The sequence below is a fragment of the Ligilactobacillus sp. MP3 genome, from assembly GCF_024436335.1.
Taxonomy (GTDB): domain Bacteria; phylum Bacillota; class Bacilli; order Lactobacillales; family Lactobacillaceae; genus Ligilactobacillus; species Ligilactobacillus salivarius.
Window position 1 is genome coordinate 54,666 of record NZ_JANFQI010000008.1, and the last position, 17,100, is coordinate 71,765.

At 32.9% G+C, this 17,100-nt stretch carries 15 protein-coding genes; 11 read left to right on the plus strand and 4 right to left on the minus strand.

Going from position 1 to position 17,100, the window contains the following annotated elements:
- Window positions 1-9 precede the first annotated feature (9 nt).
- Window positions 10-1,794: a helicase HerA domain-containing protein gene (locus tag NOU10_RS07105; protein WP_255906428.1), complete on the plus strand. Its 1,785-nt coding sequence runs from the start codon at window positions 10-12 to the stop codon at window positions 1,792-1,794.
- 106 nt (window positions 1,795-1,900) lie between these two features.
- Here the strand turns inward: NOU10_RS07105 and NOU10_RS07110 are convergent, their stop codons facing one another.
- Window positions 1,901-2,530 (minus strand): zinc ribbon domain-containing protein, encoded by a 630-nt coding sequence (locus NOU10_RS07110; RefSeq protein WP_255819949.1) that lies wholly within the window; start codon window positions 2,528-2,530, stop codon window positions 1,901-1,903.
- Between the two features lie 131 nt (window positions 2,531-2,661).
- Between NOU10_RS07110 and yidA the strand changes: the two genes are divergently transcribed.
- Window positions 2,662-3,477 (plus strand): sugar-phosphatase, encoded by an 816-nt coding sequence (gene yidA, locus NOU10_RS07115; protein ID WP_305119816.1) that lies wholly within the window; start codon window positions 2,662-2,664, stop codon window positions 3,475-3,477.
- Window positions 3,478-3,534: 57 nt separating this feature from the next.
- On the plus strand, window positions 3,535-4,137 hold the full coding sequence (locus NOU10_RS07120) for an ATP-binding protein (protein ID WP_255906430.1): 603 nt from the start codon (window positions 3,535-3,537) through the stop codon (window positions 4,135-4,137).
- Between the two features lie 179 nt (window positions 4,138-4,316).
- On the opposite strand, the gene NOU10_RS07125 is transcribed toward NOU10_RS07120, so the two are convergent.
- Both NOU10_RS07125 and NOU10_RS07130 read right to left on the minus strand, forming a co-directional pair.
- On the minus strand, window positions 4,317-5,513 hold the full coding sequence (locus tag NOU10_RS07125) for an MFS transporter (protein ID WP_255906431.1): 1,197 nt from the start codon (window positions 5,511-5,513) through the stop codon (window positions 4,317-4,319).
- A gap of 103 nt (window positions 5,514-5,616) precedes the next feature.
- Entirely contained in the window at window positions 5,617-6,720 is a 1,104-nt protein-coding gene (locus tag NOU10_RS07130) for an alpha-hydroxy-acid oxidizing protein (RefSeq protein WP_255906432.1), read from the minus strand.
- 262 nt (window positions 6,721-6,982) lie between these two features.
- On the opposite strand from NOU10_RS07130, the gene yycF reads away from it, so the two are divergent.
- From yycF to rlmH, 8 genes are all read left to right on the plus strand, one after another.
- The gene (gene yycF / locus NOU10_RS07135; RefSeq protein ID WP_003701473.1) at window positions 6,983-7,693 is read left to right on the plus strand and encodes a response regulator YycF; all 711 of its coding nucleotides are present in this window, start codon (window positions 6,983-6,985) and stop codon (window positions 7,691-7,693) included.
- Window positions 7,694-7,721: 28 nt separating this feature from the next.
- Entirely contained in the window at window positions 7,722-9,587 is a 1,866-nt protein-coding gene (gene walK, locus NOU10_RS07140) for a cell wall metabolism sensor histidine kinase WalK (RefSeq protein WP_011475473.1), read from the plus strand.
- A complete protein-coding gene (locus NOU10_RS07145) occupies window positions 9,577-10,914 on the plus strand; it encodes a YycH family regulatory protein (protein ID WP_255906433.1) in 1,338 nt (445 codons plus the stop codon). Before walK ends, NOU10_RS07145 begins: the two co-directional genes overlap by 11 nt.
- A gap of 11 nt (window positions 10,915-10,925) precedes the next feature.
- Entirely contained in the window at window positions 10,926-11,726 is an 801-nt protein-coding gene (locus NOU10_RS07150; RefSeq protein ID WP_255906434.1) for a two-component system regulatory protein YycI, read from the plus strand.
- Window positions 11,727-11,797: 71 nt separating this feature from the next.
- The gene (locus NOU10_RS07155) at window positions 11,798-12,148 is read left to right on the plus strand and encodes an MmcQ/YjbR family DNA-binding protein (protein ID WP_003702729.1); all 351 of its coding nucleotides are present in this window, start codon (window positions 11,798-11,800) and stop codon (window positions 12,146-12,148) included.
- Between the two features lie 72 nt (window positions 12,149-12,220).
- Window positions 12,221-13,024: an MBL fold metallo-hydrolase gene (locus NOU10_RS07160; RefSeq protein WP_003701478.1), complete on the plus strand. Its 804-nt coding sequence runs from the start codon at window positions 12,221-12,223 to the stop codon at window positions 13,022-13,024.
- A 98-nt stretch (window positions 13,025-13,122) separates the two neighbouring features.
- Window positions 13,123-14,430 carry a S1C family serine protease gene (locus tag NOU10_RS07165; protein ID WP_255906435.1) on the plus strand — a complete coding sequence of 436 codons (1,308 nt, stop codon included), beginning with the start codon at window positions 13,123-13,125 and terminating at the stop codon, window positions 14,428-14,430.
- Window positions 14,431-14,826: 396 nt separating this feature from the next.
- Window positions 14,827-15,306, plus strand: a complete 480-nt coding sequence (rlmH, locus tag NOU10_RS07170) for a 23S rRNA (pseudouridine(1915)-N(3))-methyltransferase RlmH (RefSeq protein ID WP_003705699.1) — start codon at window positions 14,827-14,829, stop codon at window positions 15,304-15,306.
- A 254-nt stretch (window positions 15,307-15,560) separates the two neighbouring features.
- On the opposite strand, the gene NOU10_RS07175 is transcribed toward rlmH, so the two are convergent.
- On the minus strand, window positions 15,561-16,952 hold the full coding sequence (locus NOU10_RS07175) for an MFS transporter (protein ID WP_003705700.1): 1,392 nt from the start codon (window positions 16,950-16,952) through the stop codon (window positions 15,561-15,563).
- Window positions 16,953-17,100 lie beyond the last annotated feature (148 nt).

Below are 17,100 nucleotides of genomic sequence, written 5' to 3' on the forward strand. Positions count from 1 at the left end.
GAGGCTTAGATGAATTTTTGTATTTTTTGTGGAAATAAGTTGATTGGGAATGAAGTGTTTTGCCCCAAATGTGGTAAAAGACTAGATAATATTCATATTGAAGTTCCTGTAAAAAAATTAATTCAAGACGAACTAAAGGATATTAAGAAATCTTCACTTAATGAAGAAAAAGAATTCGTAAATGAAAAAAATACTCTAAAAAATAAAACTAAGAATCATACAGTAAAAGAAATACAGAATATAACAAGAGATAGCTCAATAGAAGATAAAGAGATGTCTGTATTAACAGATAAACGAGAAATAGTAGAGAATCCGCAAAATATAGCGATAAAAAGAGATAATTTTGAAACTAAAAATCACATAGTAGAAGAAAAACAAAGTATTGCAAAAGATAATTCAGTAAAAAACAATGATATATCTGTATCGCCAGATAAGCAAGAAAAGGTAGAAAAACTACAAAATACAACTATTAAAGAAAATAAAGATGAAGTTAAAGATTATGTAGTAAAAAAAGGTCAAAATACAGTAGAGAGTACTTCGAATAGAAAGGGAAGTATACAAACTTCAAGAGATGATAAAATTTCTACTTTTAGTAATATAAAAAATGATAAGCCAAAAAATATAGACAAAGTAGATAATTTGATGGTGAACTCTTCCATAAAGAAAAGTTCAGATACAGGAAGATTATCTGCTAATACTCGAATATATCTAGGTAAAAGACTCACAGGAAACAAGAAAATATATTGGGAGTATGGTAATCCACAACTATCTAATAAGCATATGCTTGTTACAGGAAAATCTGGACAAGGAAAAACATATTTTTTGCAGACTATTATGTGGGAATTAAGTAAAAATAAAGTTAGTTCTTTAGTAATAGATTACACGGATAGTTATTTAAATAATGAGTTAGATGATAACTTTAAAAAGAAAATGGGTAAAAAATTAAAGGAAGTTATTGTATATCAAGAAAAACTACCTATTAATCCTTTTAAAATACAAAAGAGATTTTTGCCAGGATTAGTATTGACAGAAACTCCTGAAGATATGGTAGATAGAATTATTGAAGTCCTTGATTTTATTTTTCATTTAGGAATTCAACAAAAGTCATTAGCTAGAAGGATTATGTTGAAAGGATATAAAAATAATCCTACTGATTATACATTGACCCAGTTTAAAGAACAGTTATTAGAAACAACTTCTGGTGAAAATGTCTACAGTAGAATGTCTGTCTTACTAGATAGAGATCCTTTTACATATCAAAGTTCATTTGATTGGTCTAAGGTATTTAATTACGAAGGTACTGTTACAATATTACAGATGGTTCAATACCAAAGACAAATACAAAATACAATGATAGAATTTTTATTATGGGATTTATTTTATCATTCTCAAACTAGAAAAGATGGAACAATCTATCCTATATTTTTAGATGAGATACAAAATCTTAATTTTTCATCATCATCCCCGACAGTAAAAATTTTAAGAGAAGGTAGAAAGTTTGGATGGTCTGGAATTTTTGCTACACAAGCAATGAGTAGTATAAAAGGTGAAGTAGATGCTTTATACAATGCAGCAGAACAAATACATTTTTTACCACCAGAAGATCAAGTGTCATCTTTAGCTGGTTATATAGCACCTAATGCTAAAGAAAAGAATATATTTGAAGCAAGATTAACAAGATTAAAGAAAGGTCAGTGTATAATGAGTGGGCCAATTTTAGACACTGACTTAGACACAAAAAATCTAATTAATACTAACAAGATGATAAGTATTGATTCATTTGAAAATAGATAAGAATTAAGTAATATTCTATTTGAAATAGATTGAAGAAGTATAATCAAAAATCGTCAAAGATTTCGTTATTCAAAACGTATCTTTGACGATTTTTTAATCTTGAAAATTATTTTACTTTTTCTAAAATAATTTTTTGATAAGTATTTTTATTAAATATGGAACTATTAGCAACTCCTGGAATATAACCAAGTATTTTAACTTTTGCTGTGTAAGTTCCATCATTGTACTGTAAATCTTTTAGAAATATAGTAAGGGTATGGTTACCGATAACTTCACTAATATATAAATAGTCATCAGTTACAGTATATTTAGAATTTAATCCTTCATAAAATACACCTTTTTCAGCAGATGATTTAGCATCAACTAATGAAACTGTTTTAGTTTTATCATCTATGCTAAAGTATAGGTTTTTAACTTTGCTTTCAGAATTAATAGCAGATACTTTAAAAGTAGGTTCGTCTTGTAAAAATTGATTAAAGGATGGAGAACTATTTAAAGAGAAAAATATAAAAATAAGAATCAAAATGACAATAGTCCAAATAAATTTGCCTTTCTTGCTTTTAATACTGAATGTAGGTAAAAATTTTTTTAATGGATTGAAAAGTACATGTGGAGATAAGAAATATTTTTTACTCTTAGAGCTGGTGTTGACTGTTTTCTTGATTTCTGAACCACAATAAGCACAGAATTCAGCATTTTTAGGTAATTTAGTACCACATTTATCACAAGTAATCATAATCATGCTCCCCCTTAGATATAGTATAATTATACGAATAAGGTAAAGGAGTAGCAATAAATTTTTTAGATTCTAATCTTAGCTATGATATAGTAGAAATGTAAAACGGTAACAAAGGAATGGAAATTAATATGGATATTAAATTAATTGCGATTGATATTGATGGAACTTTAGTAAATTCAAAAAAAGAATTAACTGCTGGCGTAAAAGCAGCAATTAAAAAAGCGAAAGCACAAGGAATTAAAGTAGTTATTTGTACAGGAAGACCGCTACCAGGAGCGTTGAAACTATTAGCAGAATTAGGTTTGGATAATGATGATAATCAATATGTAGTTAGTTTTGGTGGTGCAGTAGTCCAAAGTACGAGTGGAAAAGTAATTTATCATCAAGGACTTACATATGAAGATTTCGTTGATTTAGAAGCCATTGCACGTAAAATGAATCTTCATTTCCAAGTGATCAGTCCTGATAGAATTTATACATGTAACAAAGATATTGGTTACTACACTTTATATGAAGCAAATCTTGTATCAATGGGTATTTCCTACCGTACACCTGATGAATTAAGAAATGTACCTTTGATCAAGGGAATGTTTATTGATGAACCTGAAATTTTGGATCCAGCTATTGCAGATCGTACTTATTTCGAACAATTAGAAAACAGACTAGAATTCACTAAAACAGCAGCTTTCTATTATGAAGCATATACAAAAGGTGTAAGTAAAGGTAATGCGGTAGCTAAACTATGTGAAGAGTTGGATTTAACTGCAGAAAATGTAATGGCAATTGGTGATGAGGAAAATGATATTTCAATGATTAAGTTTGCGGGAATCGGAGTAGCGATGGAAAATGCAGTTCCAGCAGTTAAAGAAGTAGCCAATGAAATAACAGTTGATAATGATCACGATGGAGTAGCGAAAGTTATCGAAAAATTTGCGTTGGAATAAAATATAGGAGTTTTTTTAGTAGATGAATTATTATACTATATTAACTTAAATAACTACATGGAAGTTAAAATTGATGGAGATCCTCGACGACATGAAACAAAGAATTATCCAGAAGTAGCTATTCGTGAGGCAGTTGTAAATGCTTTTGCACATAGAGATTATATGTTGCATTCTACGATTAAAATTGAGATATTTGATGATCGGATGGAAATTCTTTCTCTGGGTGGAATTCCAGATGGACTTACATTGGAAGAAGTTAAGGATGGGATGACAGCTGTGCGAAATCCTCAATTAGTTCATATTCTCGATAAGTTAAAATATATTGAAAATTATGGAACTGGTATTCGTCGTATGTATGAGGCATATAATGGGACGAATAAATTACCAGAATTTGAAGTTAGACCAAATTCATTTAAGGTATTATTGCCTAATGTAAATTGGAGAAAGAATCAAGTTGATAAGTCAGATAAAAAGGATAATATTAGTGAAGAAACGGTTCTCTTTATGTTAGAAAAGAATGGAAAACAAACACGAAAAGAACTACAACAAGTGTTGGGAACAACACCTTATCATGTAAGAAAGCTATTAAACGAACTTATTGAACAAGGAAAGGTTAAGAAAACTGGAAAATCTGTTAATACTCGATATGAAAAGCGTTAAAAAGCGTTAAATTTGACGCTTTTTAAAAGTCTACGTCTAGCAAAAAAGTCGTCAAAGATTGCATTTTAATTTGCAATTCTTTGACGACTTTTTGATTTTTAGCCTTTTTTCATATTAGAAAGGCTTTATTCTCTAACCTTTTAGATATTTTGATTTTACTAGAAAAAAGTATTAAGAACTTATTTTTTATGATAAGTTTCTGGTAAAAAGATAATTGCAACTAAGTAAAGGCAAGAAGCAACTATATAAAAGATATTAGATACCATTAAACCACTTGAACCAAGAACTAGACTCCAGATGATATTTAAAATAGTATACATTCCATAAGTTAAAGCCCAAATAATCCCAAACATCAAGGTAGATTTTTGAGGAGTCATATTTGGCAATTCATGTGGAATGTTTAAGTAAATAGGATACTGAGCAAATAAAGCAATTCCACCAATGAATAAAAGAACATATGAAACGATAGGTGCGATTCCAGCAAAGAATACTGCGATAGAGATTGATGCAATCGCAATAGTTCCTAAGGCTAATAGGACAGGTTTACGCTTACGCTCAAGTTTAACTTTAAGCATTAGTAAAGTACCTACCATACCACCACCAGAAACAGCACAAATCATCGCTTCAGACTTAAAACCTGAAAAGAACCCAGTTAGAGTAGGAGGAAGACTGGTTAGAGTCATAACATATAGGAATAAAAATGCACTAAATCCAATCGAAAATTTCCATACAAATAAATCCTTAATGGCTGTACCATATGTATAATCATTTTTAACTTTTTCATTGCTAGATGTCGCAAAGTCTTCAGATTTGAATAACCAAATAGTAAAGAAGATAATACTTAGAATAGCAATACAACTTAAAGTAATACGCCAGTTATAACGCATAGCATTAGCAAATAAAACAAATGCAATAGCCATGATAAAGGCCCCAATATTATAGGAAGCTGTGATAAAAGACGAATAAAAGATTTTTTGTTCACGTGATACGAATTTCACTACTATGGGATTCATATATACCATAATCATTGAACCACCTAGAGCCATAAGCATACGAGCCCCAACGTACATCCAATAATTAGGCATCCATGCAGCAACTAAGGAAAAAGATAATAGCAGCAGGGCGAATTGAGCGGCACGTTTAATACCTAATTTCATTAAAACAAGAGCGGCTAGGAAATTAGCAATCACACGTGCGATTGTAATAGTGTAATTAACAACTTGACCTATAACTGGTGATACGTTACCACTAAAATAAGTATGAATAATTTGTGGTCCTAAGTTTGATCCGCCAACCCAACTAGCTGCAAAAGTAACGTAAGCTGCAAAAAGAGTAAAGAACATTAAAATCCCAGTTTTATGACTTACTTCTTTCATGATAAAATCACCTACCAATCTTTAGATTATAGAAACTGAAAAGTTAAGAAAATTCTTTAGTGGTCTAAAAATTATATCAGTATCAAAATAAGAAGATTAATTGTTAAATAAAATTATTATTACGTAAAGTAGTATTTCTAATATCTTCAATGGTTTGTGTTCCTGCGAGTTGCATAACGATTTCTAGTTCGTGTTTTAGATGTTCAAAAACTTCACGTGTACCAGTACTTCCACCTAAAGATAAACCGTAAATAGCTGGACGACCTATAGCAACTAAGTCAGCACCAGAAGCTAAAGCCTTGAAGATGTGTTGACCTCTGCGTACACCACTATCAAAAACGATTGGAACACGTCCGTCAACAGCTTCAGCAACATATTGTAGTGAATCAAATGCAGCTGGACCACCATCTAATTGACGACCACCGTGATTAGATACCCAGATACCTTTAGCTCCGGCATCTAAGGAACGATTTACGTCTTCACGTGCTTGAACACCTTTTACATAAACAGGTAATTTAGAATGTGAAGCAATAAATTCAACATCTTTAGGACTTAATTTTTGTTTAGCTGAGTTGTAAACTGTATCCATGGTTTGACCAACACCTGATTGATATTCTTTTACGATTGGTAAAGGAACAGGGAAAGTGAAACCTGTACGGCGATCAGTTTCACGATTTCCGCCTACTGTGGCATCAGCTGTAAGAATAATAGCTTTAGCCCCATTTCTTTCAGCAATATCAATAATATTCAAGTTAATTCCGTCATCCTTACTCATATAGAATTGGAACCACAAAGGAGAAGAAGGACCGGCAGCTGCACGAATATCTTCTAGGGAACGTGAAGCAAATGAACTTGCTGTATAAATAGTACCGAAGTCAGAAACACCTTTAGCGGAAGCTTCTTCTGCATTTTCATGTGCTAAAGCATGAGCCGCAACAGGAGCCATGATGATAGGAGCTGTTAATTCATCATTATCAAATGTAAAAGAAGTATCTGGTTTTTCAACATCCATTAAGACATGTGGAACAATTAGCTTATGGTTAAATGAAGTTACATTTTGGTCATAAGTATATAAATCTTCTGCACCACTGTGGATATAACCAAATGATGGACCCGGAATAACTTTAGAAGCACCTTCTACTAAATCTTGGTAGTTGATAAAATCAACATGTCCTTCAAACGATCCTGTAATATATGACTTACTCATAAAAAATCATCTCCTTAAAATATAAATGATAACGTTTTCATTGATATTATACATATTTTTTTAGTTGTGTACAATCTTTTTGAATATATTTTTTTGAGAATTGGCAAATGAACTGTTTGAATGACTGATTAAAACTAATCGAATTCAGGTAATTTTTGTTTGATTACATAATTTAGGTTATAATTGAAAATGGTACAGAATGAGAAATTTTATTCTGTTTATAAGATGTCTGCTAAAACTAGTAGACAGGAGGTATTAAACTATGAAAAAGATACTTGTAGTAGATGATGAAAAACCCATCTCAGATATCGTAAAATTTAATTTAACCAAAGAAGGTTATGATGTTTATACAGCCTATGATGGTGAAGAAGCTTTACAACAAGTTAAGGAAGTAGAACCAGACTTAATTTTACTTGACTTGATGTTGCCAAAAATTGATGGCTTAGAAGTAGCTCGTGAAGTTCGTAAGACACATGACATGCCAATCATTATGGTAACAGCCAAGGATTCTGAAATTGATAAGGTTCTAGGTTTGGAATTAGGTGCAGATGACTATGTAACTAAACCTTTCTCTAACCGTGAATTAGTAGCTCGTGTTAAGGCTAATTTACGTCGTCAATCAGCAGTAGCCGCAAAGTCTTCTGCTGAAGATGACAAGAATTCTGAAATTACTGTTGGTGATTTGACAATTCATCCAGAAGCATACACTGTGTCTAAGAATGGTCAAAGAATTGAATTAACTCATCGCGAATTTGAGCTATTACATTACTTAGCTCAACATTTAGGTCAAGTTATGACGCGTGAACATTTGTTGCAGACAGTTTGGGGATATGATTATTTTGGTGATGTACGTACCGTGGATGTAACAGTTCGTCGTTTAAGAGAAAAAATTGAAGATAATCCTAGTCGTCCAACTTGGTTAGTAACACGTCGTGGTGTAGGTTATTATTTACGCAATCCAGAAGTTGAATAGGTGGTAAGGAATGATAGAGGCAGAAAATATGAATAAAAAAGTTCGCTTCTTCCATTCAATCCATTTTAAAATAGCCCTTGTATTTGCATTGTTATTATTAATAACTTTTCAAATTGTTGGGGCTATATTTGTTAGACAACTAAAAAATGATAATTTAAAATCTTTCAAACAACGAGTGGAATTGTCTACTTATGTTGAAAATTCATTAATAGTTGCTTTGAGTAGGACGGATACAGAAGGGGCTAACACTAAAATTAAGAACATCTTGGATGATATTAATAACGCTAATATTCAAGAAGTTCAAGTAATAGATGCGAAAGGCACTATCAGGGGAGATAGTGATGTAAATAGTCGTTCTTTAATCGGGCAAAAGACAACAAATAGTGCAGTTAAAGGCGTGCTTTATACAGGTCGTACATATACAGAGACGACTTATAATCGGAATGATAATAAGCAATATTACATTTCAATCACACCTTTGCTGAATGTATCAAGCAATAATAACGCAGTTGTTGGGGCAATTTATACTCGGGCAGATATGGCGAGTGTATATGACTCGGTAAATAACGTTGTAGTGATTTTTGCTTCTGCTTCGTTAATTGCGATTGTTATCGGTATGGTTTTAGCGATTATTGTTTCAAGTTCGATTACTAAGCCAATCGAAGAAATGAAACGGCAAACAGCTAGGATTGCACGTGGAGATTACTCAGGACACGTACATCAATATGGAAATGATGAATTAGGACAATTAGCACAAGCTGTAAATAATTTATCAATTCGTGTTGAAGAAACTCAGGAGCTTTCTGAATCAGAAAGAAGAAGATTGGACAGTGTGCTATCGCATATGTCTGATGGTGTGATTGCGACTGATAGACGTGGTGGGATAACGATTGTTAATGATATGGCGATGAATTATCTCGATATTTCTGAAGGCGAAGTATTAGGTAAGTCAATCTTAGATATTTTGGATATTCGTAACCAATATACGTTAAGAGATTTGCTAGAAAAACAAGATGAAGTTGTCCTTGATATGTCAGGTGAAAAAGACTTAATCTTGAATGCCTATTTCTCAGTTATTCAAAGGGAATCTGGCTTTATTTCAGGGATTGTCTGCGTGCTACACGATGTTACGGAACAACAAAAGATTGATAGAGAACGTAAGCAATTTGTTTCTAATGTTTCCCATGAATTGCGTACACCTTTGACAAGTATGCGTAGTTACATTGAAGCGTTGAATGATGGCGCTTGGAGAGATGAAAAAGTTGCTCCAGAATTTTTAAAGGTTACACAAGATGAAACTGACAGAATGATACGTATGATTAATGATTTGCTGAGCTTATCGAGAATGGATTCTGGAACTGTAAAATTAGATCTAGAATTAGTTAATATTAATGGGCTAGTAAATTATATTCTGGATCGTTTCGACATGATGTTGAAGAAAGATAAGATTGATACGCGAGATATTAAAACTAAGAATTACACGATTAAACGTGACTTTACTAAACGTGATTTATGGGTAGAGTTAGATACTGATAAATTCATTCAAGTGGTCGACAATATCATGAATAATGCGATTAAGTACTCTCCTGATGGTGGGGTAATCACTTGTCGTTTATTGGAAACACATAATAATGTAATTCTAAGTATCAGTGACCAAGGTTTAGGAATTCCAAAGAAAGATCTAGGTCATGTCTTTGATCGTTTCTTCCGTGTTGATAAAGCACGTTCAAGAGCTCAAGGAGGAACTGGTTTAGGATTAGCGATTTCTAAAGAAGTAATCGAACTTCATCATGGTCGCATTTGGGTAGATAGTGTAGAAGGTAAAGGTTCAACATTCTATATTTCTTTACCATATGAAGAATATAGTGAGGAGGATTTGTGGGATGAAAATTAGGACATGGATGTTACATCTGGGTTTAATTTTAACCGTCGTTATCAGTATTGCTTTTACCTGGTTAATCTGGTTTAATCCTACTACCTTCTTTCAAAACGTTGGACGTACACCAGTTGATACAAGCAGTGGTGTAACGAATGCTTCAAATAAAAGGCTAGATGATGTATATACTCCAACGAGCTTGATGTATAACGAGACTACTACTAAGAAATATCAATATTTCAATCATCGTTCAGATATTACTAATCAAGCTAAAAAGATTATGAATAGAGTTGAAATAACATCATTAAAAACCGTAGCGAAGCAGAATGTTCCTAAATATTTGGCCACAGTTAATCAAAGTCATAGCTTGATTTTGAATTACCCAGATGTATTGCCAATAAAGTATGTGTACATCTTGTTTGATAAGGCACCTAAAAAGATTACTAAAGATAAAGATAATGTCGATCAGATTATTATTCCAACTGGTAATTCAGGAAATACAATTTATTTTTTAAATAGTAAGAAGCAAAATATTTATAGAGTAAGTGTGAAAAATCTGAATGTTAAATCTTTAATGGCATTGACTAAAGCCAAGCATACTCAGTCAGTAGCGACTGCTTTGGAAAATATAGGTGATGGCTATCGTTGGACATATCCGCAAGGGGTAAAATTAAACGAATATAGCTATCTAATTAATAAAGAATCTGCTGGTAATATGGTGGCTAAGTTGATGGGGGCTAATACTTCAGCAACAATCACAACTAAGCAACAAGATGGTAAGACGGTTTATTCTGATGACGCTAATCAGAGGATGACAGTTGATAATAAGCATGGTGAAGTCGAATATATCAATTATGATAGTAATGATAAAAATAAGCCGAAAGTAAGCTTTAGTAAGACTTTAGAGATTAATCTAGCCAAGCTTAATTCTCTAGGAGTTACATTAGATGATGTTAGATATTCTAATTATGAGAGTAAGACTGGCGAAGTAATTTATCGTAACTATATTGCGGGATTTCCAATTGTTTCAGAGTATAATTATGGGACTTATAGCTTACAAAATGTTACTTCAAATGGACAAAGATTTATGTTCTCTTTGTATGGTTTACAAGTACCATTGCCAAATACTAATAAGCAAAAGACACTACCATCAACGAGTGATATTTTAAATCGCTTATCAAGCATAGGTTATAGTTCTAATCGTGTAAGAGCTATAAAAATCGCATACTCTTGGCAACGTAATGATAGTTCAAGTCAAGTTGTGGATCTGGTACCAACTTACCTAATAAAAGTTGATGGCAGATGGATTGATTATGAACAACTATTTCAAAATTTTGGAAAGTAGGTGAATGAAGTATGAATTTTAGACGAATTGAGTGGATATTCTTTCTAGCTTTCATAGTTCTCGATATCTTTTTGATATTTACCTACTTTCAACAAAATTGGTCTGTAGTATCAATAAAGAATTCTAACCAGGGTGCTAATGAAACGATTATGAAGAGTATTCGGAATGATCAGATTGAAATAAATCCGATATTGTCGAATCGAGCTAGTGAAGGTTATTATCTTGCAAGTCCTAATAGCGATGATTTGAAGAATAAAGCTGATACTGATTTACGTTACGTTACCTGGACATATAATGATCATAAATTGACAGGTGATTTTACCACGTTAATTAAAATAAATGATAGCGATAATCCACAAAAAACTTTAAATTCAGTAGTTGATGATGCGAGCTTGATAATTCATGGGAAAGACTATGCATACTCTAAAGAATTATCAAGTAAAAATACCATTGTTTATACGCAAATGGTGCATGGAAAGCCAATCTATACACCTGAGGGTCAATTGAGATTTACGGTTAAAGGTGGTTATGTTGTAGGTTATACTCAACGTCATTTGGCAAAAATACAACAATTAAGAGAAGTGAAGAAGACGATTAGCCAGAGACGAGCAGTTATTTTGTTGTATCAATATAACAAGATTCCAGCTAATTCAACGGTTAAATGGGTAAAACTAGGTTATACGAAGTTATTGACAGCAAATAATAATACAATTTTAATTCCAACATGGAATGTGAAGATTAAGAGTGATTCATCTGGAATTGTGCAATATCGACGCTTAAATGCGTTCACTGGTGCAATTATGGATGATTAGTGAGAAAATAGAACTAGGAAAATTTCTTAGTTCTATTTTTTTGCACGATTTGGCTGAGGAAGGTAGAGTTAGTGGAACGTAAAGAATTATTTGCATATGTCGCTGAACATCATCAAGTAAATCCAGAATATTTATGGAAGAAAAACCCTAATTATGCAGTTCTTAGGCACCACTACAATCGTAAATGGTATGCGATTATTATGGATGTTGAAGCAGAAAAATTAGGATTAAAAGGTACTCAATTAGAAGAAATTATAGATTTAAAATTAGAGCCAGAATTAATTGAGATTTTGCAGCAATCAGAAGGATATTTACCTGCATATCACATGAATAAGCAACATTGGATTAGCGTACAATTGAAAAAAGTAGCTCCAGAACAGATATTAAAGTTGTTAGAAATGAGCTATAAATTCACAAAATAAAGCGATTAACTTTAAAAAAGAAGACTAAATTGTTATTATTATCGTTGGAAACTAATTAGGGAGATTTTAGATTTGGAAGATCAAGGAATGAAAATCAGCGTTTTAGCAAGCGGAAGTACTGGTAATGCTACATATATTGAAACACCTAAGAGTAAAGTACTAGTAGATGCAGGTTTATCTGGGAAAAAGATCGAAGAATTGATGAATTCGATTGGTAGAACTTTGAAGGATGTAGATAGCTTATTAGTAACGCATGAACATAGCGATCATATCAAGGGTGTAGGTGTTTTGGCCAGAAGATATGGCATGAATATTTACGCTAATCAAGGAACTTGGGACGCAATGAGTGCGAAAATTGGCAAAGTTCCTTTGGAGCAAAAGCATATTTTTGATATGGGGAAGACTTTGAGTATTGGCGATGTTGATATTGAAAGTTTTGGTGTATCACACGATGCCGCTGAACCTCAATTTTATGAGTTACATCACGGAAAATCTTCATTTGCGATTGTTACAGATACTGGCTATGTCCCAGATAGTGTAGCTGGTGTGATTAATAATGCTGAAGCTTATCTATTTGAATGTAATCATGATACAGAAATGTTGCGGATGGGACCATACTCCTGGTCATTGAAACAAAGAATTATGAGTGATACAGGGCACTTGTCGAATGATGATGGGGCTGCAGCTTTGATGGATGTTTTGGGAAATAATACTAAGAAAATATTCTTGGGACATCTAAGTCAGGAAAATAATGTTAAGGCATTAGCGCATGTCACAGTAGAAGATATCATGAAAGAACACGATTTAGCGGTTGGTCATGACTTTGAAATTTGTGATACAGATCCTAAACAAGCCACTCCATTAATCCAATTATAAAGAAAGTTTTTTAGAGAAAATTAATTATTTTGTTCGCAAAATTTTCATAATTAGATCCTAGAATTAGGTTATGAAATAGCTTGAAAGGGGCTGGAAAAATGGGTGAAAGAGGTCCTATTGAAGGAAAATTTACAGAATTAAATTCATCAAATAATAATCAAAATAACAACAACAATAACAATAATAAAATTATCAAGAAAGTTGCACTTGTTAGCTTAGTAGCAGGCCTACTTGGTGGAGGTATTGCAGTTGGTGGATACAACTGGTATGAAAATAAAAATGTAACTTCCAACAATTCTTTGGGAACAACGAAAACATCTAATATTAAGGTAGATGTAAGTAGTCAGACAACTAAAGCTTTCAAATCAGTGAAAAATGCAGTAGTTTCAGTTGAAGCTTATTCTTCTAGCAGTGCATCTGATTCACTTGAAGCAATCTTTGGTAATAGTAGTAAAGGAGAAACAACAAGTACTAGTGAAGGTTCTGGTGTGATTTACAAAAAATCTGGGAATACAGCTTTCATTGTAACTAATAATCACGTTGTTTCTGGATCCAATAAGATTGAAATTATCTTGGCTAGTGGTAAAAAAGTCTCTGCTACAGAAGTTGGACATGATGCAGTTAGTGACTTAGCGGTATTGAAGATAAACGCTAAGGATGTAAAACAAGTAGCGTCATTCGGAGATTCAGATAATATCCAAGTTGGTGAAACTGCATTAGCTATTGGTTCTCCATTGGGGTCCCAATATGCAACTTCATTGACTGAGGGGATTATTTCAGCTAAAAAACGTACAATTGATGTAACTGATAGTTCTGGTAATGCAACTGGTCAAGCAACGGTAATCCAAACAGATGCAGCCATCAATCCTGGTAACTCTGGTGGTCCTTTAATTAACTTAGCAGGTCAAGTAATCGGAATTAATTCCATGAAATTGTCTTCTACTGGCATAAGTTCATATGGCAGTGACAGTACATCAGTTGAAGGAATGGGATTTGCAATTCCAAGTAATGAAGTTGTTAAGATCATTAATCAGCTTGTGAAAAATGGTAAAGTATCTCGTCCAGCCTTAGGTGTGGCAGTGGTCGATTTGAGTAACATTTCTTCTAGTGATCAATCATCAACTTTGAAATTGCCAAGTAGTGTGACTGAAGGTGTGGTAATTGCGAGTGTTGAATCTGATTCTCCATTGAAGAACACTGATATTAAGAAGTATGATGTGATTACAAAGGTTAATGGTAAGAAGATTAGCGATGTAGCGACATTGAAAGAAGAATTGTACAAACATAAGATTGGTGATACTGTTTCAATTGAGTATTATCATGAAGGTAGTAAGAAGACTACTAATGTGAAGTTGACTTTAGAAGCAAACGATTCGAATACAACATCAGCTTCTAACGAAAATTAATTAGAAATTTAAGCACATATCTTGTAATATAGATATGTGTTTTTTATTTTGTGGATAGATGTTTGGATAATAAATTTTAAGGTTGTTGAAAAGTCTAAAAATGCTACAAAATAAAGGAAAAAGACAAAAACAAAGTTATCCACAGACTGTGGAATAACTGTTGATAACTTTATAATCTAGCTATAATTATTAAAATAAACGTTGATATAATAATGTTTGTAAGCAGTTATAAAAATTAATTTTATTTAATGTTCCTGTGAATAAGTAATTAATTCTTGACAAATTAAGAAACAATAAATCTTGTGGCGAAAATATATTCGTAACAAGATATGGGAATTATAATTGTGGATATGTGGATAACTTTGTGAATAACTTGTGTGTGAAGGTGGATTTTTAATGAATATAAAAATTATTGGTGTGGGTAAGTTAAAAGAAAAATATTTAAAACAGGGAATTGCAGAATATGCAAAACGTCTAGGAACTTTTTGCAAATTTCAAATTGTCGAAGTTCCTGATGAAAAAGCTCCTGAAAAATTAAGTCCAGCTGAAATGGAAGGCGTGAAAGAAAAAGAGGGAGAACGGATATTAGCGAAAATCAAAGATAAAGAATATGTATACGCCCTTGCTATTGAAGGAAAAGAACGTTCTTCGGAAGAATTTGCTAAAGAGTTAGCAGATTTAGGAACATATGGTACCAGTGATATTACTTTTGTTATCGGTGGATCTTTGGGACTAAGTCCTGAAGTTTTAAAAAGAGCAAACACAAAAATTTCTTTTGGTCGTTTCACACTCCCTCATCAACTGATGAGAATGGTTTTAACAGAACAAATTTACCGTGGATTCATGATAAATGCTGGTAGACCATATCATAAGTAGAAATTTAATAGGGTGTAGGCGGAAATCTACCAGCACGTCTTTATTTAGGGGCAGGGGCTTTAATGGCAATTCAAAGTAAGATTGAAGAAATAGTCCAAGTGGCAAATGAAAATCTGGAATTAAGCCAAAGTATCGATAGCCCAGTAAATTAAACAGAATACTTTTTCAAATGATATTAAAATAAAAATGACGTTGTATCAATTCTTTATAGAATTAATACAACGTTATTTTTTTAAAACTCATATATACTTAGATTATTTTTTGTCATCTTCCCAATATTCTAGAGATTTATCACGTGAAAGTAGGGTACAAATGATAGCAGCAATACCAGAGATACCAAATACGATGAAGGCAACACCCCAACCTAAATGGTCAACGATAATACCAATAACTAAAGTAGCAACAGTAGCGCCACCAACATAACTGAAAGTACCAGACAAGCCAGCAGCAGCTCCAGCGGCAGCTTTAGGAACGAGTTCCATTGCGTATAAACCAACCATCATAACTGGACCATAAATAGAAGCACCTAGACCAATAAGGATTGCAAAGTCCCAAATCATATATTCAGGACCAGCTGGAATAAACCAATAAGCAACTAATAATATGAGAGTAATGATTAAACAAGCAACGTTAGTTAGAGGTTTAGAATTCTTGAATAATTTAGCTGATACCCAACCTGCAATTAACATACCAGCAATTCCACCAAGCTCGAAGAAAGAAAATCCTCCCATGCCGGCAGCAGCAGTGATACCTTTACCACCGTCTTGAATGCTAGTTGCTAAGAACTTAGGGGTCCAAGAAACGATACCATAACGTAAAATATAAACGAGAGCAGCGTAAAGTGAGGACCACATTAATTTAGTGTTTGGCAAAATATATTTCTTAACAATTTCACCCATGCTCATTTCAACAGCGGCAGCATCTTCTTCAAGTTTAGCATTGTCACTTTCACGATATTCTTCTGATTTATATTCTTCAATTGGTGGTAATCCAACTGATTCTGGAGTGTCTTCTTGAATAAAATAAATAATAACTGCCATGATACATACGACTACTCCTGGGAACCAGTATGCTGCACGTGCTTGTGCCAATGGATCATTTCCAGCAAGTGCCAAGCCAGCACCTGCTAGTAAAGGTGCAATAGCTCCACCAAAATTATGTGATAGATTCCAAATTGTACCGTAAGTAATACGTTCTTTATTTCCAAACCAATATACTAAAGTTCTAGCACCAGGAGGCCATCCCATACCTTGTAACCAACCGTTGATTAGATAGAATATAGTAAATAGCCAGACACTTGTAATTACTGATGGAATAACACCGATAAAAATATTAATAATACCTGATAATAATAGCCCGAGTGGCAAAAAAATTTTAGAATTTGATTCATCTGAAATAAGTCCAGAGACAAATTTAGAAACACCATAAGCAATATAGCTGGCACAAGTTATAATTCCTATTTCGGTAGCTGACATCTTCAAAATACCAGAAAGAATAGAAGTGGTATTACGAACAAAATAATACCCCATGTAACCAACAAAAATAGAAATAATAACTTGAGTACGATAACGTGGATATTTACGAGCAACCTCGGCATCTGAAAGACGTGGCTTTTTGCCGGGTGGAGCAAGTAATTTTTTAAACATATAAAAACCTTCTTTCTCCGTTAAAGTAAACGGTTTCAAAATCCACAAATAATATATCACAGAATAATGTTGTGCACAATAGTTAAAGTTCGGAATTTACGATAAAATTTTATGAATAAAAAAAGAACGTGATTAGCTCAACGTTCTT

What these genes read in the sequence shown, in the direction of transcription:
- NOU10_RS07105 (WP_255906428.1), top strand. Translation starts at nt 10, where the DNA reads ATGAATTTTTGTATTTTTTGTGGAAATAAGTTGATTGGGAATGAAGTG.
- NOU10_RS07110 (WP_255819949.1), bottom strand. Translation starts at nt 2,530, where the DNA reads ATGATTACTTGTGATAAATGTGGTACTAAATTACCTAAAAATGCTGAA.
- yidA (WP_305119816.1), top strand. Translation starts at nt 2,662, where the DNA reads ATGGATATTAAATTAATTGCGATTGATATTGATGGAACTTTAGTAAAT.
- NOU10_RS07120 (WP_255906430.1), top strand. Translation starts at nt 3,535, where the DNA reads ATGGAAGTTAAAATTGATGGAGATCCTCGACGACATGAAACAAAGAAT.
- NOU10_RS07125 (WP_255906431.1), bottom strand. Translation starts at nt 5,513, where the DNA reads ATGAAAGAAGTAAGTCATAAAACTGGGATTTTAATGTTCTTTACTCTT.
- NOU10_RS07130 (WP_255906432.1), bottom strand. Translation starts at nt 6,720, where the DNA reads ATGAGTAAGTCATATATTACAGGATCGTTTGAAGGACATGTTGATTTT.
- yycF (WP_003701473.1), top strand. Translation starts at nt 6,983, where the DNA reads ATGAAAAAGATACTTGTAGTAGATGATGAAAAACCCATCTCAGATATC.
- walK (WP_011475473.1), top strand. Translation starts at nt 7,722, where the DNA reads ATGAATAAAAAAGTTCGCTTCTTCCATTCAATCCATTTTAAAATAGCC.
- NOU10_RS07145 (WP_255906433.1), top strand. Translation starts at nt 9,577, where the DNA reads ATGAAAATTAGGACATGGATGTTACATCTGGGTTTAATTTTAACCGTC.
- NOU10_RS07150 (WP_255906434.1), top strand. Translation starts at nt 10,926, where the DNA reads ATGAATTTTAGACGAATTGAGTGGATATTCTTTCTAGCTTTCATAGTT.
- NOU10_RS07165 (WP_255906435.1), top strand. Translation starts at nt 13,123, where the DNA reads ATGGGTGAAAGAGGTCCTATTGAAGGAAAATTTACAGAATTAAATTCA.
- rlmH (WP_003705699.1), top strand. Translation starts at nt 14,827, where the DNA reads ATGAATATAAAAATTATTGGTGTGGGTAAGTTAAAAGAAAAATATTTA.
- NOU10_RS07175 (WP_003705700.1), bottom strand. Translation starts at nt 16,952, where the DNA reads ATGTTTAAAAAATTACTTGCTCCACCCGGCAAAAAGCCACGTCTTTCA.